Source organism: Rhizobium sp. CB3060, from assembly GCF_025200735.1.
Classification (GTDB): domain Bacteria; phylum Pseudomonadota; class Alphaproteobacteria; order Rhizobiales; family Rhizobiaceae; genus Rhizobium.
The window spans coordinates 2538189-2561591 of the sequence record NZ_CP104158.1 but is presented as its reverse complement, the minus strand read 5'-3'; the positions used below and the strand labels follow the sequence as shown (position 1 = coordinate 2561591).

The window sequence follows — 23403 nt, the reverse complement described above, 5'->3', positions numbered from 1 at the left end:
CAGCCGTTGCCGCAATTCAACTTCAAAGTGATTCCGGCTCTCTCAGTAGACGGCTGTCGTGCGCAAGCGGCGCGTAATCGTTCCATTGGGCCAGTTTCTCGAGATAGCGGCGCCGGTAGGCTTGATCGTCCTCGAATTCGATATTCTCCAGAACGATTTCGGCGCCGACCTCGTAGTAGACATCAAGATTGCGCATGTCCGGCGCCGGCGTTTCTCCGCGCTCGATTTCGCCCTGCATCTGCCAAAACAGGTATTCGAGGCGCCGTGCGAGGCCTGGAATATCACGTAGCGCGCTGGTCTCGCGCTGGCGCTGCAAGGAGTCCCTGATCGCGGTCAGGCTCTCGCGGTCCTGCGCGAAGGCGATGGCCCGGCTTACATAATCCTCCGGCCCGCTGCAGATCAGTTCCGGAACGCCGGCGGCTGCGACGATGCTGCTGCAGAAACGCGAGGCAAAGCTTTTTCCGGGCATAGTCAGGACCGGCAGCCCGACGGTGATCGCGTCCGCCGCGGTGGAGTGTGCCCCATAGGGGAAGGTGTCCAGGAAGAGATCGGCCAATGCCATTCGCGCAAGATGGTTCGGATTGGCCGCCTTGGACGCGAAAATGAGGCGCTCGGGCGCCACGCCGGCTTGCGCGGCCAACTGGCGCAGGCGCTCGTTGACATCCGGGGCCTCCGCAAGCAGCCACAGCACGCTGCCGGGTGTCGCAGAAAGGATCTGCATCCAGCGCGCAAAGCAGTTGGCGGTGATCTTCTGCATCCCGTTGAGGCAAGCGTAGACGAAGGCGTCCGCCGGCAGGCCGGCTTCCGCGCGGGTCGGCCGTGCGGCGATCAGCCGTTTGCGGTCGATGGGCTGGTTGCAGGCAATCCGCAGCACCTTTTCCGTATAGTAGATTTCATTCTCCGGCGGGATGATGTGCTCGTCCGCGATGACGTATTGATGAAACGGGCTGGCTGTCGTGCCGGGATAGCCGCAGAAATTGACGATGACCGGCGCAGGCCGGTAGGCGAAGATCTTCGCCCGCGCATGCTTGGTGTAGCCGTTGACGTCGACGAGAATGTCGATCTCGTCAGCACGGATTTGCTTTGCTGCGTCGATATCGCTGAGCGTGGAGATTTCCCGCCAGCAATCCACCGCGTTCTTGATCCGCGTTTGCGTCGCGTCGTTAGAGCGCGGCTCGCCGCAGTAATAGGCGAAAACCTCGACGCTGCTCTTGTCATGCAGCTCCAGCACTTCCCTGAGCGCAAAACCGACCGCATGGTCGCGCAGATCCGATGAGACGTAGCCGACGCGCAAACGCTCTCCGGTCCCCGATTTCTGTTTCGGCGGAAGGCGTGGGAAGTCACGGAGATCGGGCCGGCCGATCAGCGATTTGTGATAGCGATAGGCCTTGCCGAGCTGGAATAGGGGATCGTCGCTATAGCAGCCGAGGATCAAGGGCGACATTGCATCCAGCAAGTGCCGGGCCGAGACATGTTCGGACGTGATCAGAGTCGGCCACTTGCACTGGTGCTGGCGCAACGACGTCCAATGCTGGCCTGCCTCGGTCTTGCTGGGCTGCAGCTCGATCGCTTGCCATAAAGCTGCTTCCGCCTCTTCCAGCAAGCCGCCGGCTTCGAGAACGCGGCCAATGTGCTGGAGCGCCATCAGGCGATAGCCAATCTTGTCGGCCGTGATCTCGGCGGTCGCTTTTGCGAAGTCTCGCCATTGTTCGACGGCCCGGCCGGTCAGGCCGCTGTCTTCCAGAAGGCGGCCGAGGTTGATGTGCGCTGGTCCGAACTCTGGAGACAGCTTTAAACAGGCGCGAAGCGCGTGGATCGCCGCGGCGGCATCGCCAGTTTGGTTGGCGGCGACCGCATAATTGAAATAAGCGAGATGCAGCAGGGGGTTAGCGTCGTTGAATGCGATCCAGGTCTTGTAGAGTTCGACCGCCTGCGACTGTTTGCCTATGCGACCTAAAACTTCAGCGATCTGAAATAGCTCGGCAAGCGGCAATTGCTGATTCCGAGCCCTCTCCGATGCGCTGACGAGCGGCGAGGCTTGGGTCGAGACAGGTGCAATATTGACGGTCATGGACATCCTGCGGCAAGGCGGCCTTGCGGCCGAGGGAAACTGACGAGCGAAAGCGTCATCCCTTCTAGTGCAGCTAGCTTGCGTCGGACTGATTGTTTTCTGAAGGAGGCACAGGGCAGGGAGCGTAGTGTTTTCCGGCCATGAGAGTGGCGAACGGTTAAAAAATGGGGAGTGGCGGCCGCTGTGCCGCTCTGCCGCTCGCCGTCATGACGGTCGAATCGCAAACGAACCCGGATTCTCGGAGTGTCTCGCAAAAGAATAGCGCCGCGCAATTTCTCGCGCGGCGCCGAGGTCTTTTGCGGCGCGGGTGAAACCGCGCCGCAATCCGTCAGATTTTAGTTGTAGGCCGCGTAGGCAGAGATGACCGCCGCGACTTGTCCTTCATCTAGTGCCTGCACCTGTGTCGTGGTGAGGGCATAGAGCTGGGCGCTGGAGAGCGAAGCGATGTCATCGGTGGACAGTCCGCCCAGACCCGCCGTGCTGATCGCCGCAATCTCGTCGGTGGAGAAGGTTGCGATGTCGGCGGTGGAGAGAGCGCCGACTTCGGTTGCCGTCAGAGCACCGATCTGCGAGCTCGTCAGAGCGGCGACCTGATCGGTGGAGAGCGCTTCGATCTGCGAAGAGCTCAAGGCGGCGACCTGCGTGGTCTTCAGGACACCGATCTGAGTGGTGGACAGAGCGGCGACGTCATCGGTGGAGAGCGCACCGATCTGGGTCGAGGACAGAGCCGCAACTTGGTCGGTGGTCAGAACCTTAGCCTGATCGGTGGAGAGCGCGCCGATCTGGCTGGTGCTCAACTTGGCGATCTGGCTGGTCTTCAGAGCGGCCACCTGATCCGTGGAGAGCGCTGCAACCTTTTCGGAGGAGAGACCGGAGAGGGCTGCAGTGCTGATCGCTGCGATCTCGTCCGTCGAGAAGGTCGCGAGGTCGGCGGTAGAGAGCGCGCCGACTTCGGTTGCCGACAGGGCACCGATTTGCGTCGAGCTCAGAGCGGCAGCCTGATCCGTGGAGAGGGCTTCGATCTGCGAGGAGCTCAGGGCGGCGACCTGGCCAGTCTTCAGCACACCGATTTGAGCGGTGGAGAGAGCGGCGACGTCGTCGGTGGAGAGCGCACCGATCTGCGAGCTTGTCAGAGCGCTGACCTGGTCGGTGGTCAGAACCTTGGCCTGGTCGGTCGAAAGAGCGCCGATCTGGCTGGTGCTCAGCTTGGCGATCTGACCGGTGGTCAGAGCGGCCACTTGGTCAGTCGAGAGCGCTGCAACCTTATCGGATGTCAGGCCCGACAGAGCCGAGGTGCTGATCGCTGCAATCTCGTCGGTGGAGAAGGTTGCGAGGTCGGCGGTGGAGAGGGCGCCGACTTCGGAGGCCGTCAGGGCACCGATCTGCGAGCTCGTCAGAGCGGCAGCCTGATCCGTGGAGAGGGCTGCGATCTGCGAGGACTTCAGAGCGGCGACCTGTGCAGTCTTCAGGACACCGATCTGAGTGGTGGACAGAGCCGCAACATCGTCGGTGGACAAGGCTGCGATCTGGGTCGAGCTCAGAGCGGCAACCTGATCGGTGGTCAGAACCTTGGCCTGGTCGGTGGAGAGCGCGCCGATCTGGCTGGTGCTCAACTTGGCGATCTGGCTGGTCTTCAGAGCGGCAACCTGATCCGTGGAGAGCGCTGCAACCTTTTCGGAGGAGAGACCGGAGAGGGCTGCAGTGCTGATCGCTGCGATCTCGTCGGTCGAGAAGGTTGCGAGGTCGGCGGTGGAAAGGGCGCCAACTTCGGTTGCCGACAGGGCTGCGACCTGGGTCGAGCTCAGAGCGGCAGCCTGATCCGTGGAGAGGGCGGCGATCTGCGAAGAGCTCAGCGCGGCGACCTGGCCAGTCTTCAGCACACCAATCTGAGCGGTGGAGAGGACGGCGACGTCGTCGGTCGAGAGCGCACCGATCTGGGTCGAGGACAGAGCCGCGACCTGGTCGGTGGTCAGAACCTTAGCCTGGTCGGTGGAGAGAGCGCCGATCTGGCTGGTGCTCAGCTTGGCGATCTGGGTGGTCTTGAGAGCAGCAACCTGATCCGTGGAGAGAGCAGCAACCTTTTCAGAGGACAGGCCGGAGAGGGCTGCAGTCGAGAGGGCTGCAATCTCGTCGGTGGAGAAGGTTGCGAGGTCGGCGGTGGAGAGAGCGCCAACTTCGGTCGCTGTCAGGGCACCGATCTGCGAGCTCGTCAGAGCGGCAGCCTGATCAGTAGACAGGGCTTCGATCTGCGAGGACTTCAGGGCGGCGACTTGGCCGGTCGTCAGGACACCGATCTGAGCGGTAGAGAGGGCGGCGACGTCATCGGTTGAGAGCGCACCGATCTGGGTCGAGGTCAGAGCAGCGACCTGGTCGGTGGTCAGAACCTTGGCCTGGTCGGTGGAGAGCGCGCCGATCTGGCTGGTGCTCAACTTGGCGATCTGGCTGGTCTTCAGAGCGGCAACCTGATCCGTGGAGAGCGCTGCAACCTTTTCGGAGGAGAGACCGGAGAGGGCTGCAGTGCTGATCGCTGCGATCTCGTCGGTCGAGAAGGTTGCGAGGTCGGCGGTGGAAAGGGCGCCAACTTCGGTTGCCGTCAGGGCTGCGACCTGCGTCGAGCTCAGAGCGGCAGCCTGATCCGTGGAGAGGGCGGCGATCTGCGAAGAGCTCAGCGCGGCGACCTGGCCAGTCTTCAGCACACCAATCTGAGCGGTGGAGAGGACGGCGACGTCGTCGGTCGAGAGCGCACCGATCTGGGTCGAGGACAGAGCCGCGACCTGGTCGGTGGTCAGAACCTTAGCCTGGTCGGTGGAGAGAGCGCCGATCTGGCTGGTGCTCAGCTTGGCGATCTGGGTGGTCTTGAGAGCAGCAATCTGATCCGTGGAGAGAGCAGCAACCTTTTCAGAGGACAGGCCGGAGAGGGCTGCAGTCGAGAGGGCTGCAATCTCGTCGGTGGAGAAGGTTGCGAGGTCGGCGGTGGAGAGAGCGCCAACTTCGGTCGCTGTCAGGGCACCGATCTGCGAGCTCGTCAGAGCGGCAGCCTGATCAGTAGACAGGGCTGCGATCTGCGAAGACTTCAGGGCGGCGACTTGGCCGGTCGTCAGGACACCGATCTGAGCGGTGGAGAGGACGGCGACGTCGTCGGTGGAGAGTGCACCGATCTGCGAGCTTGTCAGAGCCGCGACCTGTTCGGTGGTCAGAACCTTGGCCTGGTCGGTCGAAAGAGCGCCGATCTGAGTGGTGCTAAGCTTAGCGATCTGGCTGGTCTTCAGAGCCGCAACCTGATCGGTGGAGAGCGCTGCGACCTTTTCAGAAGTCAGGCCCGACAGAGCTGCGGTCGAGAGAGCTGCGATCTCATCTGTGGAGAAGGTCGCCAGGTCAGCGGTGGAAAGTGCACCAACTTCGGTTGCCGTCAGGGCTGCGACCTGCGTCGAGCTCAGAGCGGCAGCCTGATCGGTGGAGAGAGCTGCGATCTGCGAGGACTTCAGAGCGGCGACCTGTGCAGTCTTCAGCGCACCAATCTGGGCAGTGGAGAGGACCGCGACGTCGTCGGTGGAGAGCGCACCAATCTGGGTCGAGCTCAGAGCGGCGACCTGGTCAGTGGTCAGGACCTTCGCCTGGTCAGTGGAGAGTGCGCCGATCTGGCTCGTGCTGAGCTTGGCGATCTGGCTGGTCTTGAGAGCGGCCACCTGATCCGTGGACAGCGCTGCAACCTTTTCGGAGGACAGGCCGGAGAGGGCTGCGGTCGAGAGGGCTGCAATCTCGTCGGTCGAGAAGGTTGCGAGGTCAGCGGTGGAAAGGGCGCCAACTTCGGTTGCCGACAGGGCTGCGATCTGGGTCGAGCTCAGAGCGGCAGCCTGGTCGGTCGAGAGGGCGGCGATCTGCGAAGAGCTCAGCGCGGCGACCTGGCCAGTCTTCAGGACACCGATCTGAGCGGTGGAGAGAGCGGCGACGTCGTCGGTGGAGAGCGCACCGATCTGGGTCGAGGACAGAGCCGCGACCTGGTCGGTGGTCAGAACCTTAGCCTGATCGGTGGAGAGTGCGCCGATCTGGCTGGTGCTGAGCTTGGCGATCTGGCTGGTCTTCAGAGCGGCAACCTGATCCGTGGAGAGTGCTGCAACCTTTTCGGACGTCAGGCCGGAGATGGCCGCGGTGCTGATTGCTGCGATTTCGTCGGTGGAGAAGGTTGCGAGGTCGGCGGTGGAAAGTGCGCCAACTTCGGAGGCCGTCAGGGCACCGATTTGCGAACTCGTCAGAGCGGCGGCCTGGTCGGTGGAGAGTGCTGCGATCTGCGAGGACTTGAGAGCTGCGACCTGTGCGGTCTTCAGCGCACCAATCTGGGCGGTGGTGAGGACAGCCACGTCGTCGGTGGAGAGCGCACCAATCTGGGTCGAGCTCAGAGCGGCGACCTGGTCGGTGGTGAGAACCTTGGCCTGGTCGGTCGAAAGCGCGCCGATCTGGCTGGTGCTGAGCTTGGCGATCTGGCTGGTCTTCAGAGCAGCAACCTGGTCGGTGGAGAGCGCTGCAACCTTTTCAGAGGACAGGCCGGAGAGGGCTGCGGTCGAGAGAGCTGCGATCTCGTCGGTGGAGAAGGTTGCGAGGTCAGCGGTGGAAAGTGCGCCAACTTCGGAGGCCGTCAGGGCACCGATCTGCGAGCTCGTCAGAGCAGCAGCCTGGTCCGTGGAGAGAGCTGCGATCTGCGAGGACTTGAGGGCTGCGACCTGAGCGGTCTTCAGCGCACCGATCTGGGCGGTGGAGAGGACAGCGACGTCGTCGGTGGAGAGAGCGGCGATCTGGGTCGAGGACAGAGCCGCGACCTGGTCGGTGGTCAGAACCTTAGCCTGGTCGGTCGAAAGAGCGCCGATCTGGGTGGTGCTCAGCTTGGCGATCTGGCTGGTCTTCAGAGCGGCCACCTGATCGGTGGAGAGGGCGGCAACCTTTTCAGAGGACAGGCCGGAGAGGGCTGCGGTCGAGAGGGCTGCGATCTCGTCGGTGGAGAAGGTTGCGAGGTCAGCGGTGGAGAGGGCGCCAACTTCAGTAGCTGTCAGGGCAGCGACTTGCGAGCTCGTCAGAGCGGCAGCTTGGTCTGTAGACAGGGCTGCGATCTGCGAGGACTTGAGAGCGGCGACCTGAGCGGTCTTCAGCGCACCGATCTGAGCGGTAGAGAGGACGGCGACGTCGTCGGTGGAGAGCGCACCGATCTGCGTCGAGCTCAGAGAGGCAACCTGGTCAGTGGTCAGAGCCTTGGCCTGGTCGGTCGAAAGAGCGCCGATCTGGGTGGTGCTCAGCTTAGCGATCTGGCTGGTCTTCAGAGCAGCCACCTGATCGGTGGAGAGCGCTGCGACCTTATCGGACGTCAGGCCGGAGATGGCCGCGGTGCTGATTGCTGCGATTTCGTCGGTGGAGAAGGTTGCGAGATCAGCTGTGGAGAGGGCGCCAACTTCGGAGGCCGTCAGGGCTGCGACCTGGGTCGAGCTCAGAGCGGCAGCCTGGTCGGTGGAGAGAGCTGCGATCTGCGAGGACTTGAGAGCAGCGATCTGTGCAGTCTTCAGGACACCGATCTGAGCGGTGGAGAGAGCGGCAACATCGTCAGTGGAGAGGGCGCCGATCTGCGAGCTTGTCAGAGCGCCGATCTGGTCGGTGGTCAGGACCTTCGCCTGGTCAGTGGAGAGCGCAGCGATCTGGCTGGTGCTGAGCTTAGCGATCTGGCTGGTCTTCAGAGCGGCAACCTGATCGGTGGAGAGCGCTGCGACCTTATCGGAGGACAGGCCCGACAGAGCTGCGGTGTTGATTGCCGCGATCTCGTCAGTGGAGAAGGTTGCGAGGTCAGCCGTGGAAAGGGCGCCAACTTCGGAGGCCGTCAGGGCTGCGACCTGGGTCGAGCTCAGAGCGGCCGCCTGATCCGTGGAGAGGGCTGCGATCTGCGAGGACTTGAGGGCTGCGATCTGCGCGGTCTTCAGCGCACCAATCTGAGTGGTGGAGAGGACGGCGACGTCATCGGTGGAAAGCGCACCAATCTGGGTCGAGCTCAGAGAGGCAACCTGGTCAGTGGTCAGAACCTTGGCCTGGTCGGTGGAGAGTGCGCCAATCTGGCTGGTGCTGAGCTTGGCGATCTGGGTGGTCTTGAGAGCAGCAACCTGATCCGTAGAGAGCGCTGCGACCTGATCGGTGGTCAGGCCGGAGAGGGCTGCGGTGGAGAGGGCTGCGACTTCGTCGGTGGAGAAGGTTGCGAGGTCAGCAGTGGAAAGGGCGCCAACTTCGGAGGCCGTCAGGGCTGCGATCTGGGTCGAGCTCAGCGCGGCAGCCTGATCCGTGGAGAGGGCTGCGATCTGCGTGGACTTGAGGGCTGCGACCTGTGCGGTCTTCAGGACACCGATCTGATCGGTGGAGAGAGCAGCAACGTCGTCAGTGGAGAGGACTGCAACCTGCTTCGAGGTGAGAGCCGCAACTTGGGTGGTGGTCAGACCCTTGGTCTGATCGGTGGAGAGGCCTGCAACATCGGCTGTGGTAAGCGCGGCGACCTGCTCGCCGGAAAGGCCACCCAACTGGGTCGTGGAGAGAACTGCCAGTTGGTCTAGGCTCAAACCGAGAATGGCGCTCGTCGATACGGCGCCCATCTGCGTGGAGGTGAAGGTGGAGATATCCTGCGTTTCAAAAGCGGAAATCTGCGTCGAGCTTAGCGCCTTGATCTGGGTGGTGCTCAGTGCCGCGACGTCGTCGGTCGTCAACTGCTTAATCGTTGAGGTGGTAAGAGCTTTAATCTGATTGATGCTCAGAGAAGAAATAACTGAAGTCATGGACGCGCCCCTAGTGTGTTAGCTGACTGCGAGTATCATTCCTCTGCCGTCGGCCGCGCGCGAAGACCAGCAAAGTCCTTTTACGGCGCCCCCGGGCGCACGTTTGCTGGCAGCTTACCCTCGTAATCAGACACCAATACCGGCGTCGACAATTCGGGCGTCCTGTCGGAAGAGAATGAAGTTACACGGAACATGGCTCGGACGAGCCGGCGCGTTGGAAGGGCATCATGCTTCCAGAGCCATGCATGGCCCTGATCCCTACGCCATTGGACGCTGACGTCCTGCCTGCAAATTCCGGTTCGCCCAGATCTGTCGTTTACTCATGGGCGAATCGCGTTTTTCAGCAGAATTCTAGCGACCCAAGAACGCTTTTATTCGGTTGCTTTTAATTTTGAATTAACGACCGGCAAGCTCAGGTTTTTTCCAGCAACGGATTTAGCCCAATACTTGTTCGCACCTCGAAGGCGGCCTTTCGGTATCACGCGCTTATCAGAGCATTCGCCTCGCGACAGGCGGCGACGAAAGCCACGCGGGTTTCGTTCGCGGTCGTATAGCCTTCGAAACAATCAATGCAGGCGCGCAAGGCCGCCTCGTAGGCGTTTCCGTGGCGTACCGGCCAATCCGCGGTCAAGCAATCCGTGGCCTCGGCTGCCGTCCGGATGATGCGGATATTTTTCGGCAGGCGTACGACGACAGGCTTTCTCCAGGCGGTTTGAAACATCGCGCTCCTCGTTTGGCATTTTAAAACGGGATAGCGACGGTTTCGTTCCAAGCATTGTTGCGGACAGCGGCACGAAGCCAAGGCGCGAGAGGAGGATCGGGGGACGCAGGCGACTTATTCGACCATTGTGGCTTCGATCGGTACGCCAGCTTCCCTGGCCGCGGCGACGAAGCTGTTGCGCGCGTCCAGCGGCTGCCTGATCCCGCTTTCAACATCCGCACATATCTGCAGGGCCATCATGAACGCCTTGCCTTCGGCAACGGGCCATGCATTCAGCAGCATGTCCAATGCCTCTTTCGTGGTGCCAACGGTATAGATTTTCCCCGTTCGCTTGCAGATGACCATCACCGGGAAATTCCAATGTCTATTGCTCATCGTACAAGCTCCGACCCCACGCACTCACGTTAACGCTGCGGATGGCAAGGGCACAAGCAAAATTAGATAAGGTGTCTGGCGCGCGTTTGAGGCGCTGCGATCGTTGTAAAAAGGGCTTGAGAAACGCTGTAGACTCAGGGCTCAGAGTCCGGCTTCTGCCCGAACTCCGTACCCCCGCAAAAACATATCTACGGCTTGTTCCGCCGATCCCCGAATCTCTGCCTCCGTCGGCGTTTGACCAAAGAGTGTGGTCATCTGCAGGTCGGCGTTGATCAGCGCGCTGAATTGGCGAGCGGCGAGGTCGCAGTCGGGAATGTTAAGGAGGCCCTGGTGGTGGAGGCGGGCGAAGATGGCGCCCAATGCCTTGCCGATCCTGCAAGGGCCGTGTTCGCGCCAGGCTTCGAAAAGGTGCGGATAGCGGGGGCCTTCGGACTGGACGAGCTTACGCAAGAATTTTCCGTCCTGATTATAAAGACAATTATTGTTGATATCGACAGCGAAGGCGATCAGATCCTCCCGAAGGTTTTCCGGTCTGTCAGGGAAGGCGGCCAGCGCGGAGAACAGAGCCGTATTGGCGCGCCCGCTCACGTCAGCGATGACGGCGATGAACAATGCCTCTTTCTCACGGTAGTGATTGTAAATGGTCTGCCGGGAGACGCAGGCTTCCTCGGCGATCTCGTCGATGCTCGCGCCGGAAAAACCCTCGCGACAAAAAACTTCCGCCGCAGCGTCGAGGATGGAAATACGCTTCAGGCATTGGGTGGGTCTTACGGTCTTTGCCTGCGAGGCGGCGGTGCTTCGGCTTTTCATGGGATCAAGATAATCCGTATTGACGATTTGGACAATAGTGTCTATTTTTACAATAATGTCCAAAACGATGGACATGATTGTTAAGCGTATCTCAGGCCCGCGCTTTCCTCCCAAGACCGTGCGGCGTTCTTAAAACCCAACCCAAGAATTCGTTGAGCATTCCGTCGATTTTCGGGTGGTTTGCTCTTCGAAGAAAAGGCAGTTGAGCCTTTGTCGGGCTCGATTGGCGGATGCAGCATTTTGTTTTCAACGTCTCCTGCGGGAGACGCGGCGCGAAGGCAATCCGGTCTTCACGCTCAAATTTTCTGAAAGATCATCATCATGACGACGTCTTTCCTTCGCTATGCGATCATCCTTGGCCTGCTTTCGGCCATCGGTCCCTTCGCGATCGACATGTATCTTCCCGCTTTGCCATCGATCGGCAAGGATCTTGCGGCGGAGAACAGTGTCGTTCAGTTGAGCCTGTTGTTCTTCTTCATTCCCTTCGCCGTCTTTCAATTGCTCTATGGGCCGCTTTCGGACATGTGGGGACGCAAGGCGCCACTTTATCTCGGCATCGGCCTGTTCGCAGTGGCGAGCATAGGTGCGGCCACGGCGGGCAATATCGAGACGCTGATCGCTTTCCGCTTCCTGCAGGGCATCGGCGGCGCGGCCGGCATGGTGGTGCCGCGCGCCGTCGTGCGCGACATGCATACTGGCGTTCAGGCGGCGCGGCTGATGTCGCTGCTGATGCTCGTCTTCAGCATTTCGCCGATCCTCGCGCCGCTGACGGGCAGTGCCGTCATCGCCTTCTACGGTTGGCGCGGCGTGTTCTGGGCGGTGACGATCGCGGCGGTGATGGGGCTGATCCTGCTGTCTACCCAACTCGAGGAGACCCGGGCGAAAGCAGAGCGCTCGCAAAGCGGCCTTCGCAGCGCGATGGCGGCCTATCGCCTGTTGCTCGGTGACCGCAATTTCCTGACGCTCACCTTTATTGGCGGCCTCGGCATATCGAGCTTTCTCGTCTACCTCGCCAATTCGCCCTTCGTGCTGATCGACCATTACGGCCTGACGCCGACGCAATACAGCTTTGCTTTCTCGATCAACGCCGTCTCCTTCTTCTCGGTGTCGCAGCTCACCGGCTGGCTCGGCGAGCGTTTCGGTCTGGTGCGGGTGATGCGCGTCGCGGTTACCGCTTTTGCCACGACCACGGCACTGCTGGCGGTGGTCATGAGCCTCGGCTTCAACCAGTTGCCGGTTCTCATCGTGTTTCTCTTTATCGGTTTCGGTTTTCTGGGTCTGGTCATTCCCACGACGGGCGTGCTGGCGTTGGAAGATCATGGCGAGATTGCCGGTACGGCCTCGGCGCTGATGGGCACGCTGCAGTTTGCTGCCGCCGCCGTCGCGATGATCATTGCCGGACTGTTTTTCGATGGCTCGGCGCTGCCCATGGTCGGCTGCGTCGCACTCTGCGCCGTCGCCGCACTCCTGCTGACGCAGGCGACTATCGCCCGCCGGCCGGCTGCGGAAGCGGCCGCGGAATAGCGACTATCTCCCACGTGGGTTCAAAAGGCCGGGCTTTGCCCCGGCCTTTTGCGTTCCGGCTGTCGCGCATCATCTTGCGCGCAAGCACAAGATCGTAAAAGACTTTGAGCGGTCATCGAAGGGGAGAGAAAGGTGGGCAGCTTCACGGAAATTCTGGAGCGGGCGCAAAAGCGCAAGGGTGGGGCGGAAGCTCTGAAGGCACTCATGCCAAAAGTGCCCGATCACGATGCCTTGCGCGCCATGCCGGACGACAGGTTGCTGTCGGAAATGACGCGCTACGTCTTCTATGCCGGCTTCGTGCGCAATGTCATTGATTCCAAATGGCCGGGTTTCGAGGCGGCTTTCTCCGGCTTCGACCCGGCTTTCCTCAACCTCGCACCCGACGACTACTGGCATGATCTGACCTCCGACGCGCGCATCGTGCGCAACGGCGCCAAGATCATGTCCGTGCGGGACAATGCCCATTTCATTCGCCAACTTGCCGAGGAGCATGGCAGCGCCGGGCGCTTCTTTGCCGATTGGCCGGTGGAAGATCATATCGGCTTGCTCGCCGTGCTCGATAAGCGCGCCAACCGGCTTGGGGGCATGAGCGGCCAATATTTCCTGCGCGCCATCGGGCGCGATAGTTTCGTCATGAGCCACGATGTACTCGTCTGCCTGCGTCTTTCCGGCCTGCCGATCTCGGAGCCGAAGCCGGCCAAGAAGGAGCTGCGCCTGATCCAGGATCAGTTCAATGCCTGGGGCGCCGAAACGGGCCTGCCGCAAACCTATCTCTCGCGCATCTGCGCCTTCTCTGTGGGCATGCCGGGGGAAGAGGAAGAGCTCTGATTGATTTGGCTGGTCGGATGATATTGGATCGTCTTTGGGAATAGGGAGAGACTTCTATGTCGACCGACAACAGGCCTTTGGCCATCAGTGCGCCTGAGCCGCGTTCGCTTGAGCTCATCTTCACCAAGGATGCGCTGTCGCTCCTTCATTCGAAATACCGGATCGTCGAGGCTGATCCGGAGAATATTGCTGGGCTTGGCGACGACGTACTCGGCGAGGCGCGCTATATCATCGGCCAGCCGCCGCTTTCGAAGGATACGCTCGACCGCATGCCGCGCCTGCGCTGCATTTTGAATGTCGAAAGCAATCTCATCAACAACATGCCCTATGATGTGCTGTTCGAGCGCGGCATCCATGTCGTTACCACCGGACAAGTCTTCGCCGAGCCGGTGGCGGAGATCGGGCTTGGATTTGCGCTCAGCCTGGCGCGCGGCATCGTCGACGCCGATCTCGATTTTCGCGAGGGCAGAGAGCTTTGGGGCGGTGACGGCAATGCCAAGGCCCGTCTGCTCTCTGGCAGCGATATCGGTATCGTCGGGTTCGGTGATCTCGGCAAGGCGCTGAACCGGGTGCTGTCGGGCTTTCGCGCGACGATCAGGGTGTTCGATCCCTGGATGCCGCCGTCGATCCTCAGGGAACACGGCGTCCAGCCGGCCAGCCTCGACGAGGTGCTTTCGGGCAGCGATTTCGTTTTCGTCGTCGCCTCCGTCACCAGCGAAAACAAGGGCTTCCTCGGCGCAGAAGCTTTTGCACGTATGCGCAAGGGCGCGGCCTTCATCCTGCTTAGCCGCGCCGATGTCGTGGATTTCGACGCATTGATGGCTGCGGTCGCCTCCGGCCATATCGTTGCGGCGAGCGATGTCTATCCGGAGGAGCCGCTTGGCAAGGATCATCCGGTGCGCGGCCTCAAAGGCTTCATCCGCTCGGCGCATCGCGCCGGTGCCCTCGACAGCGCCTTCAAGAAAATGGGCGACATGGTGCTGGAAGATATGGACCTGATGGACCGGGGCCTGCCGCCGATGCGCTGCAAGCGGGCGGAGCGCGAAACGGTGTCACGGATGCGCTCGAAGCCGGTCACTCGAAACTGAAGTTGCAGGTTGCCATGCAGACGGCAGCGGGTGAATTTGCGCCGACGCCTATGAGCCGGCGACGTTGCAGGAGAAGTTGTTCATCCAAGCTGATGGGCGGCTGCCGTCGAACCATCCGGCAGCCGCATTCCGTCATCGGATTTGACCGATGAGTATCAACGATGATCGAGCTTTGCGATCAGGCGGTCGCCGAGCCATTGCATGCCGCAGACGAGGATGATCAGCACGATGACGACGGCGATCATTACGCCGGTCTCAAAGCGCTGGTAGCCGTAGCGGATCGCGAGGTCGCCGAGGCCGCCGCCGCCGATGGTGCCGGCCATGGCCGAGGCGCCGATTAGGGTGACCAGCGTCACCGTAAAGCCTGCGACAATCCCGGGCAGTGCTTCCGGCACCAGCACTTCCCGGATGATGGTCCAGCGGTTGCCACCCATGGCGCGTACGGCATCGATCAGGCCGCGATCGACCTCGCGCAGCGAAACTTCGGCGATGCGGGCGTAATAGGGTATCGCCGCGATGGTAAGCGGCACGATTGCCGCAGTCGTGCCAAGCGCGGTGCCGACGAGCAGCCGCGTCAGAGGGATCAATGCGATCAACAGGATGATGAAAGGCACGGCGCGGAAGCCGTTGACCAACGCCGCGAGGATGCGGTTGACGGTGAGCTGTTCGGCGATGCCGTCATGGCCCGTGACGACCAGCGCGAGGCCGAGCGGCAGGCCGATGACGAGCGAGATCAGGCCGGATGCTCCGGTCATCCAGATCGTTTCCCAGAAGGAGCGCCAGAGCAGGCCGAGGATGATGTCAGTTGTCATAGCCTAAAACCTCCACCCGGGCGGACCGAGCCGTCAGAAAATCAGTCACCTGCGCCGGCAGCGTTGCGTCGCGGGTCGGCACGGCGATGAAGAAGCGGGCGACGGGCTGGTTCTGAATATGGTCGATGCCGCCATGCACCAGGCGGAAGGAATGCGGCAGCGCTGCCGAAAGCTCGGCGAAGAGCGCGCCCTGCGCGGCCGGGCCGGCGAGATCGACGCTTAAAATCGCCTCGGTGCCCGGTGCCTGCGACAGTCGCTCGGCGATATGTTCCGGAAGCTGCGGGCGGATGGTGCTGAGCAGGCTTGCGGTGATCTCAGTCTGCGGATTGGCGAAAATCTGCCAGACCGGGCCTTTCTCAACGATGCGGCCCGCATCGATGACGGCCACACGATCGGCAATCGCGCGCACCACTTCCATCTCGTGGGTGATGAGCAGGATCGTCAGGCCAAGCTTGCGGTTGATATCCTTCAGCAGCGTCAGGATCGAGCGTGTCGTCTCGGGATCGAGGGCGGAGGTCGCTTCGTCGGAAAGGAGAAGGGCGGGGCGGGCGGCCAGTGCCCGGGCGATGCCGACGCGCTGCTTCTGCCCGCCAGAGAGAGCCGAGGGATAGGCCTTCGCCTTGTCGGCAAGACCGACGAGTTCGAGCAACTCGCGGGCACGCGCCAGCCGCTCCGCCTTGGCGATACCTTCGATCTTCAGTGGAAGGGCGACATTGTCTTCGACGGTCTTTGCCGAAAGCAGATTGAAATGCTGGAAAATCATGCCGATGCGGCGGCGCAGCGGCTGCAGTTCGTTTTCCGACAGGCCGACGATATTGCGTCCTTCGATATGGATTTCGCCGCTGTCGGCACGTTCCAGCCCGTTCAGGCAGCGGATCAGCGTTGACTTGCCGGCACCGCTGCGGCCGATGATGCCGACGATCTCGCCACGGCGGGCCGTGAGCGAAATACCGTCGAGCGCAGGGTTCGTGCCAAACCGGCGCCTGACATCAACGAGGCGGACGATCTCATCGCCCTGCGACGTGCCGGGCGGGGCATGTCCTTTGATGGCAGTGGCGGAAACGAAGGAATTCATATCAATCTTCTTTCGGCTTTGCGTCGTCGGGCATTGATATCCTGGAACACCGAAGGCGGCCCGAGCAAAAAATGCCCCAGCCGCCTTGGTGCTCAGCGCTGCCCCCGGCGCCGAATTGGTGTTAGTAGGCGCTGAGGCCGGTGCCTTTGTAGACCTTGTCGAACTCGGTCTTGACCTATCGTTCTGATAGGAGGCGACCAGCGTCTTCACCCAGGCCTCGCTTTCGCTACCCTGCTTGACGGCGATGAAGTTGCGATAGGGATTGCCGTCGATCGGCTCTTGTGCAATGCGGTCCTTCGGCGAAAGCCCGCTCTTCAGCGCCCAGTCGGTGTTGACGACGGCGGCGTCGAGATCGTCGATCGAGCGACCGACGATGCCGGCGTCGAGCTCCTTGATTTCGACATTTTTCGGGTTCTCGACGATGTCGGCGGTGGTGGCGAGAATGCCGGTGCCGTCCTTGAGCTTGATGACGCCCTCATTCTGCAGCACGCGCAAAGCGCGGCCCTCGTTGGACGGATCGTTCGGCACGCCGATGACCGCGCCCTTCGGCAGGTCGGCAACCGCCTTGTATTTCTTGGTGTAGAGGCCGATGGGCCAGACGCCGGTATAGCCGACGCGGACGATATGATAGCCGTGTTGCTTGATCTGGTTGTCGAGATAAGGCTTGTGCTGGAAGGCATTGGCATCGACCTCGCCGCGCTCCAGCGCTTCGTTTGGCTGGGTATAGTCGTTGAAGGCCACGGTTTCGATCTTCAGGCCCTTCTTGGCGGCTTCCGCAGTGACCACGCGCCAGACATCTTCATCTTCGCCGCTCATGATGCCGACCTTGATCGTCTTGTCGGCGGCAAAGGAGGGGGCGGCTGCCGTCAGGCCGAAAACGGCGACAGCGGAGGCAATGAGAGCCGCAAGGCCGGTCCGGCGCGAGAAGCGCAAGGCAGCGAGACCTTCAGAAGACTTTTTCGTCATGGGAAATCCTGTTCCATGTGATTGAGACGCCATTGTCTCGTTGACCGTATGGATCATCTCAGACGGTTGTGGGTCACGCGAAGCAGGATCATTTGTTGTGCGCCGCACTTCTGAAAAACTCTTTTTGGCGCACCGCAGATCTAGAACTAATTTTCTATAGAGATAGTCGATTTTTGTGCCACGACGATTCCAACTGCATCGAAATTGTGCAAATCAGCGGTGGATTGGATCTTTCCAGAGCACTTCTTCCGGCTTTTCCACCGGTTCGATATCGAGATTGACGACGACGGGCTCCTGTCCGGAGCGGACAAGCACGCATTCCAGCGTTTCGTCGCGGCTGGCGTTGATCTCCTGATGCGGCACGAAGGGCGGCACGTAGATGAAGTCGCCGGGGCCGGCTTCGGCGACGAATTCCAGGTTTTCGCCCCAACGCATCCGCGCCTTGCCCTTGACGACATAGATGATGCTTTCGAGATCGCCGTGATGATGGGCGCCGGTCTTGGCGTTGGCGTGGATCGTCACCGTTCCGGCCCAGATCTTCTCGGCGCCCGCGCGGGCATGATTGATAGCGGTGGCCCGGTTCATGCCCGGCGTCTGCGCCGTATTCGGATCGAGCGCATTTCCGGGGATGATCTTGACACCATGTTCGCGCCAATCGACAGGTTCGTGGTGGTGGCCGTGATCGTGTCCATGATCGTTGCTCATGGCTGTCCTTTCGCTACGGAAGAGGCGAGTCGAGCCTCTTCCAAAGGTGAAGTATTCTGCCAGCCTATGGCGAAACCCTTCAAAAATATAGGGAATCACAGAAACTTTCGAAAGAGGCTTTTCAAGTCGAGATTAATCTATAGACTCTATCAAGTTAAATGACCGGTGGGAACATTTCGTGTTATCCCGCGTTGCGCCGGTCGGAAAATGGTTTGCCGCGCCGCTCGTCCGATCAAATGCGTTCGGGGCGCGCCAGATTCAGAAGCAGCGCGTAGGCCTCTCCGCGAGAGACCGGATAGTTTTTCAAATTATGCGCCGGACTTCCACTTGAAAGGAGACAGACATGAGCAATGCCTTGCCGCCCCTTCATGAGGGTCATGCCCCCATTACTTTGCAGCAGCTCTTCAGGGAAGCGCTCTATGCTTTCGAGGAATGGGACACAGAAGTCACTGAACCGATCGTGATGTTCGAAGGGAAGGTCGTTCCCGTGAGCGTCGTTTTCGAAGCCATGCGTGAATGCACCGATATCGTGCCCAACAACATCGTTTCGGCCGTCACCGAACGGTTGACCAAGCCCTGGGAGGGCGAAGGTCCTCTCGATACAATGACCTTTTCGACCGCTGCCCGGGTCATGGGCGTTCTCGTTCGCAAGCGTCTTCTGGTCGTCAACAATGGTGTCGATGTCGCCGCCGTTGTTGCTGCCGAGACTCAGGCGGCGGAACAGTCAGACCGGTAAGAAACGGCGCATGATTTATTGGGGAACCCGCTGGTTCGCGCCAGCGGGTTCTTTTATGCGATATCAGCGGCGGCTGACGTCAAATTCCGGATCGACGGGGATCTGCATTGCCGTCACCAGATGGTTCGTCTGTCCGGCAAGGCCGATGACGGCCAGCAATTCGCCATGCTGTGCGTCTGTCATGCCCTTTGCCCTGGCGGCGGCGGTATGGGAATGAACGCAGTAGGTGCAGCCGTTGGCGGTGGACACGGCGATATAGATCATCTCGCGAACCAGCGGATCGAGTGCGCCGTCCGCCATCATCACCGCCTTAAGCCCCTCCCAGGTACGCTTCAATAATGCCGGATCATTGGCGAGGCCACGCCAGAAATTATTGACGAAATCGGATTTTCTGACGGCGCGGATGTCATCGAAAACGGCCTTCACCGCCGGGATCGCCTCGGCTTCCGCATCGTCGAGCAATTTGACTGTCGTCATTCCCAAATCTCCTTCCAACAATCCGCATGGATGCGAACGCTATAGCGCATTTTCGCGTGGGCTTCGCTGAAGGATCGCGTGATCGCGGCAACTCTTTTCATTTGCAAAAATCATCCATATGTGAAAATACTATTCACATAAGAAAAATGCGGTGCGGGACGCAGGGGATTCGGCGGGGGAAATCTCTGTCGAAGCGGAGGTTGGCGACCTGCCGGATTGATGCGAGGGAAGCGGAAATAGTCATGGTGGTGGAGAAGGAATTGCCGCTGGCCGGCCTGGTGGTCGTGGATATGAGCCAGTTCCTGTCCGGCCCCTATTGCACCCTGAGACTGATGGATCTCGGCGCCCGGGTCATCAAGATCGAGCGGCCGGAGGGGGGCGATCTCTCGCGGCGGCTTTATCTGAGCGATAGTGAGAGCGGCGATTCGACCATTTTCCACGCGATCAACCGTTCGAAGGAAAGCCTGGCGATCGACTTGAAAAACGAGCGCGACATACAGGCGCTGCGCAAGCTGATCTCCAAGGCCGACGTCCTGGTACAGAATTTTCGGCCGGGGGTCATCGAGCGGCTTGGGCTGGACTATGAGGCTGCGCAGAAGATCAATCCGCGGCTCGTCTATTGCTCGATCAGCGGCTATGGCGGCGAAGGTCCTTGGGTGTCGCGTCCGGGGCAGGATTTGCTGGCGCAATCGCGCTCTGGTGTCATGTGGCTGAATGGCGATGAGGGGCAGGGGCCGGTGCCGTTCGGCTTGGCGATCGGCGATATGCTGGCGGGTGCGGCCGCCGCCCAGGGTATTCTGGCGGCGCTGGTGCGCCGCGGCGTCACCGGCGAGGGCGGGCTGGTGGAGACGAGCCTGCTGGAGGCACTGGTCGATCTGCAGGTGGAGGTGCTGACTGTCCACATGAACAGCGGCAACAAGCTGCCCCAGCGCTCCGGGTTCCGCAGTGCGCATGCCTATCTTTCCGCGCCATATGGCGTTTATCCCGCCACCGACGGCTATCTCGCCATCGCTATGACGCCGATTTCGAAGCTCGCCGACCTGCTCGGCATGGAGGAGCTCGCGCCCTACCGCGACGATCCGAAAAGCTGGTTTACGGCGCGCGACGATATAAAAGCGCTGATCTCGGCGCGCATAGCCACCCGCACCGTGGATGAATGGCTGGCCATTCTGGAACCGGCAGACATTTGGTGTGCCAAGGTGCTGAACTGGCCGGAACTGTTGCAGAGCGAGGGATTTGGCGTGCTGGACATGCTGCAGACGGTTGCCCGCGACGACGGCGTTTCTGTACGCACCACGCGCTCGCCGGTTCGTATTGACGGGCAGCGGCCAAAATTCGAACGTGCAGCCCCGCATGTCGGCGAGCATAATGCGGCGATCTGGGAAGAGTTCGGCCTCGGGTGAGTGTCGGAGAGATCGCCCGACGGAATTAGAAGGAGTTTTCCCATGACGCGCATCACCAACCTCCGCGTATTCGATCTGCGCTTTCCGACTTCGCAGAGCCTCGACGGCTCCGATGCGATGAATCCCGATCCGGATTATTCGGCTGCCTACGTGATCCTCGATACCGACAAGCCGGGCCTCGAAGGTCACGGCCTTACCTTTACCATCGGTCGCGGCAACGACATCTGCTGCATGGCGATCGAGGCGATGCGCCATCTGGTCGTCGGCACGGAGCTTGCCGGCGTGTTGGAAAATCCCGGCAAATACTGGCGGCATCTGACCAGCGACAGCCAGCTTCGCTGGATCGGCCCGGAGAAGGGCGCGATGCATCTGGCCACCGGCGCCGTCGTAAACGCTGTCTGGGACCTGCTCGCCAAGGAGGCTGGCAAGCCGGTCTGGCGGCTGGTGGCGGAGATGGATGCGGAGCACATTGCCGATATCGTCGATTACCGCTACCTGACCGACGTTTTAACCCGCGACGAAGCCGTCGCTATCCTGAAGAAGGCCGAGGCCGGCAAGGCGGAGCGTATCGCCACCCTGGAGCGTGAAGGTTATGCCTGCTACACGACCTCGGCCGGCTGGCTCGGCTATGATGACGCCAAGCTGCGCCGTCTTTGCCAGGAGGCAATCGATGCCGGTTTCAATCATGTGAAGATGAAGGTCGGCCGCGATCTTGCGGACGATATCCGGCGTCTCACCATCGCCCGCGAAGTGATCGGTCCCGATCGCTATTTGATGATCGATGCCAACCAGGTCTGGGAAGTGGGCCAGGCGATTGATTGGGTGCAAAAGCTCGCCTTTGCGAAGCCCTTCTTCATCGAGGAGCCGACCAGCCCCGATGATGTTGCCGGCCATCGCAAGATCCGCCAGGCGATCGGGCCGGTAAAGGTCGCGACCGGCGAGATGTGCCAGAACCGCATCATGTTCAAGCAGTTCATCGCCGAAGGCGCCATCGACATCGTGCAGATCGATTCTTGCCGCATGGGCGGGCTGAACGAAGTCCTGTCCGTGCTTCTCGTTGCCGCGAAATACGGCCTGCCTGTCTGGCCGCATGCCGGCGGCGTCGGCCTCTGCGAATATGTGCAGCACCTGTCGATGATCGACTACGTCGCCGTCTCCGGCACCAAGGATGGTCGCGTGATCGAATATGTCGACCACCTGCATGAACATTTCATCGACCCTTGCGTGATCCGCGACGCCGCCTACATGCCGCCAAGTCTGCCTGGCTTCTCGATCGAGATGAAGCCTGAGTCGATCGCCGCCTATACGTTCAAGGGGTGATCCGTCACCTGAAGGTTCCAATTACAAGAGTTGAAGCGCTCAGTTCGAGCGCTTCAACCATGCCTGGATGATCGGCACATCCGCGTCTGTCAATTCGTGGCCGTAGGGGATCGTTTGCTGGTTCATCGTCGCGCCGCCGGCATTAAGCCGTTCGGCGAGCGGTTGCGCGTGGTGTCCATAGTCGTCCTTCTCGCCAGCGATGATCAGTACATCGGCGTTCGACATGTCCGCCGGCGGCGGATCGGTCAGCGCGGCCATGGAGCGTAGCAGCACAGCGCGGCGGATGAGATGCGGCTGCAGCGACAGCATGGCATTGATGAGGTTCGCGCCGTTCGAATAGCCGATATAGACGATACGCTCGGGATCGAGGTCGTAGGCGCGGATCGCGCCATCGATGAAGGCGGCGAAGGCTTCGGCTTCGCTGGCGATGTCGGCCTGATCGAAGGAGAAGGGCGTGATGCGGCGGAACCAGCGCGGCGAGCCTTCCTCGAGCGCGCGGCCACGCACGCCGAGCAACGTTGCCCGCGGGTCGATCTTATGGGCAATCGGCATCAGTGACGTTTCGCTGGCGCCCGAGCCATGCAGCAAGATGAAGACGGTACCGTCCGGCTCCTCCGGCGTGAAGAAGCGATGCACGAACGGCAGATCGCGATAGATGACGCGCGGCTCGCCGGGCATTGAGAATTGCGGCAGGATCACGCTCAGCTCCGCCAGCCGTTCCGGTTTGTCATCGGGGGCGAACAGGCGCGTGCCGAGTGTTGCCTCGTCTTCGTCGATCAGCATGCCCGGCGCATCGGTTGCGAGTTCGAACAGGATGCGGCCGGGTTCCCGGACATAGAGCGAGCGGAAATATTTGCGATCATGCATCGCTGTCGGCCAGGAATTGATCGCCTGCAGCGCCGTACGCACCGCTTGCAGTTCGGCATCGTCGGAGGCACGAAACGCCACGTGGTCGACCGTGCCGGTTCCCGGCGCACTTGCCCAGAAACCACGGGCATCGCGGATGTCGATGATATCACCGGGTTCGGAAATGAGGCGGCTGATCGCCCCATCGACCGCTTGCAGCCGGTAGCCGAAATGCTCCAAGAGAAGCTTTTGCGTCTCCTCGGGCGTCTCGCTGAATAGCGTCGCGCCGCGAATGCGCCGGATGGCATGTTCTGGCGGGATTTTGTCGCTTGCCCAAGGTGCGGCCGATTGTAATTCACCTACGCCGACAAGTTTGATGACAACGCCATCCGGGTCTTTCAGCCGTAGAACCGGTTCGCCGAATTCCTCGGAAGGGCCTTCGGGTTTCAGCCCTGCGCTCAAGGCGCGCGTCAGCCAGAAACCGATGCTCATGGGATCGATGGCCAGCGAGATTTCGCCGACTTGTCCGACGCCGGGACGTCCCGGAGAGCCGTCCTCCCAGACAAGGAAGGTCACCAGCGAGCCCGGCGATCCGATCGCGTCGCCATAGATGAGGTGCAACTGCGTGGCGTCTTCGAAGCCGCCGGTGCGTTTGACCAGCCGTAGGCCGAGAAAGCCGGCGTAGAAATCGACATTCGCCTGCACCTTGCGAGTGATGAGCGTGATGTGGTGAATGCCGGCGACCATGACGATGCTCCAGATGGATTGTGCAATTGGTCGCTATTTAGGGCGGAAGCCTCCGCCAGTTCAATGCGCAGTCCGTGGAGGCTGTGTTCACCAAAAGCGCAACGT

The 23403-nt window shown here is 61.1% G+C and carries 16 protein-coding genes and 1 pseudogene; 6 read left to right on the top strand and 11 right to left on the bottom strand.

Annotated elements, in window-relative coordinates; genetic code table 11:
• Window positions 1-22 precede the first annotated feature (22 nt).
• The 5 genes from N2601_RS12420 to N2601_RS12400 form a co-directional block, all read right to left on the bottom strand.
• Entirely contained in the window at window positions 23-2071 is a 2049-nt protein-coding gene (locus N2601_RS12420) for an O-linked N-acetylglucosamine transferase, SPINDLY family protein (RefSeq protein ID WP_104824124.1), read from the bottom strand.
• A 335-nt stretch (window positions 2072-2406) separates the two neighbouring features.
• Window positions 2407-8865, bottom strand: a complete 6459-nt coding sequence (locus N2601_RS12415) for a beta strand repeat-containing protein (protein ID WP_260303110.1) — start codon at window positions 8863-8865, stop codon at window positions 2407-2409.
• A 478-nt stretch (window positions 8866-9343) separates the two neighbouring features.
• A complete protein-coding gene (locus N2601_RS12410; protein ID WP_104824123.1) occupies window positions 9344-9586 on the bottom strand; it encodes a DUF982 domain-containing protein in 243 nt (80 codons plus the stop codon).
• Between the two features lie 114 nt (window positions 9587-9700).
• Entirely contained in the window at window positions 9701-9961 is a 261-nt protein-coding gene (locus N2601_RS12405; protein WP_104824122.1) for a DUF982 domain-containing protein, read from the bottom strand.
• A 141-nt stretch (window positions 9962-10102) separates the two neighbouring features.
• Window positions 10103-10771 (bottom strand): TetR/AcrR family transcriptional regulator, encoded by a 669-nt coding sequence (locus N2601_RS12400; RefSeq protein WP_104825188.1) that lies wholly within the window; start codon window positions 10769-10771, stop codon window positions 10103-10105.
• 321 nt (window positions 10772-11092) lie between these two features.
• On the opposite strand from N2601_RS12400, the gene N2601_RS12395 reads away from it, so the two are divergent.
• The 3 genes from N2601_RS12395 to N2601_RS12385 all read left to right on the top strand — a co-directional run bounded on the left by N2601_RS12395 (window position 11093) and on the right by N2601_RS12385 (window position 14211).
• On the top strand, window positions 11093-12295 hold the full coding sequence (locus tag N2601_RS12395) for a multidrug effflux MFS transporter (RefSeq protein ID WP_104824121.1): 1203 nt from the start codon (window positions 11093-11095) through the stop codon (window positions 12293-12295).
• Between the two features lie 132 nt (window positions 12296-12427).
• The gene (locus N2601_RS12390; protein WP_104824120.1) at window positions 12428-13123 is read left to right on the top strand and encodes a DNA-3-methyladenine glycosylase I; all 696 of its coding nucleotides are present in this window, start codon (window positions 12428-12430) and stop codon (window positions 13121-13123) included.
• A 56-nt stretch (window positions 13124-13179) separates the two neighbouring features.
• Window positions 13180-14211 carry a hydroxyacid dehydrogenase gene (locus N2601_RS12385; protein ID WP_104824119.1) on the top strand — a complete coding sequence of 344 codons (1032 nt, stop codon included), beginning with the start codon at window positions 13180-13182 and terminating at the stop codon, window positions 14209-14211.
• 155 nt (window positions 14212-14366) lie between these two features.
• Here N2601_RS12385 and N2601_RS12380 read toward each other — a convergent pair whose 3' ends face one another.
• From N2601_RS12380 to N2601_RS12365, 4 genes and pseudogenes are all read right to left on the bottom strand, one after another.
• Complete coding sequence (locus N2601_RS12380; protein ID WP_104824118.1) at window positions 14367-15023, bottom strand: methionine ABC transporter permease; 657 nt, start codon at window positions 15021-15023, stop codon at window positions 14367-14369.
• Window positions 15013-16098, bottom strand: a complete 1086-nt coding sequence (locus tag N2601_RS12375; protein ID WP_104824117.1) for a methionine ABC transporter ATP-binding protein — start codon at window positions 16096-16098, stop codon at window positions 15013-15015. The genes N2601_RS12380 and N2601_RS12375 overlap by 11 nt, the downstream gene beginning before the upstream one ends.
• Before the next feature lie 121 nt (window positions 16099-16219).
• Window positions 16220-17064 (bottom strand): annotated as a pseudogene (locus N2601_RS12370) (MetQ/NlpA family lipoprotein).
• A gap of 213 nt (window positions 17065-17277) precedes the next feature.
• Entirely contained in the window at window positions 17278-17769 is a 492-nt protein-coding gene (locus N2601_RS12365; RefSeq protein WP_104824115.1) for a cupin domain-containing protein, read from the bottom strand.
• Window positions 17770-18112: 343 nt separating this feature from the next.
• Here N2601_RS12365 and N2601_RS12360 point away from each other — a divergent pair, with 343 nt between their 5' ends.
• Window positions 18113-18505, top strand: a complete 393-nt coding sequence (locus N2601_RS12360) for a hypothetical protein (protein ID WP_104824114.1) — start codon at window positions 18113-18115, stop codon at window positions 18503-18505.
• A 63-nt stretch (window positions 18506-18568) separates the two neighbouring features.
• Here the strand turns inward: N2601_RS12360 and N2601_RS12355 are convergent, their stop codons facing one another.
• A complete protein-coding gene (locus tag N2601_RS12355; RefSeq protein WP_104824113.1) occupies window positions 18569-18982 on the bottom strand; it encodes a carboxymuconolactone decarboxylase family protein in 414 nt (137 codons plus the stop codon).
• Between the two features lie 242 nt (window positions 18983-19224).
• Here N2601_RS12355 and N2601_RS12350 point away from each other — a divergent pair, with 242 nt between their 5' ends.
• Together N2601_RS12350 and N2601_RS12345 are read left to right on the top strand one after the other, a co-directional pair.
• The gene (locus tag N2601_RS12350; RefSeq protein ID WP_104824112.1) at window positions 19225-20385 is read left to right on the top strand and encodes a CaiB/BaiF CoA transferase family protein; all 1161 of its coding nucleotides are present in this window, start codon (window positions 19225-19227) and stop codon (window positions 20383-20385) included.
• Window positions 20386-20427: 42 nt separating this feature from the next.
• A complete protein-coding gene (locus N2601_RS12345) occupies window positions 20428-21705 on the top strand; it encodes an L-fuconate dehydratase (RefSeq protein ID WP_104824111.1) in 1278 nt (425 codons plus the stop codon).
• Window positions 21706-21744: 39 nt separating this feature from the next.
• On the opposite strand, the gene N2601_RS12340 is transcribed toward N2601_RS12345, so the two are convergent.
• Window positions 21745-23298 (bottom strand): VOC family protein, encoded by a 1554-nt coding sequence (locus N2601_RS12340; RefSeq protein WP_104824110.1) that lies wholly within the window; start codon window positions 23296-23298, stop codon window positions 21745-21747.
• Between the last annotated feature and the right edge of the window lie 105 nt (window positions 23299-23403).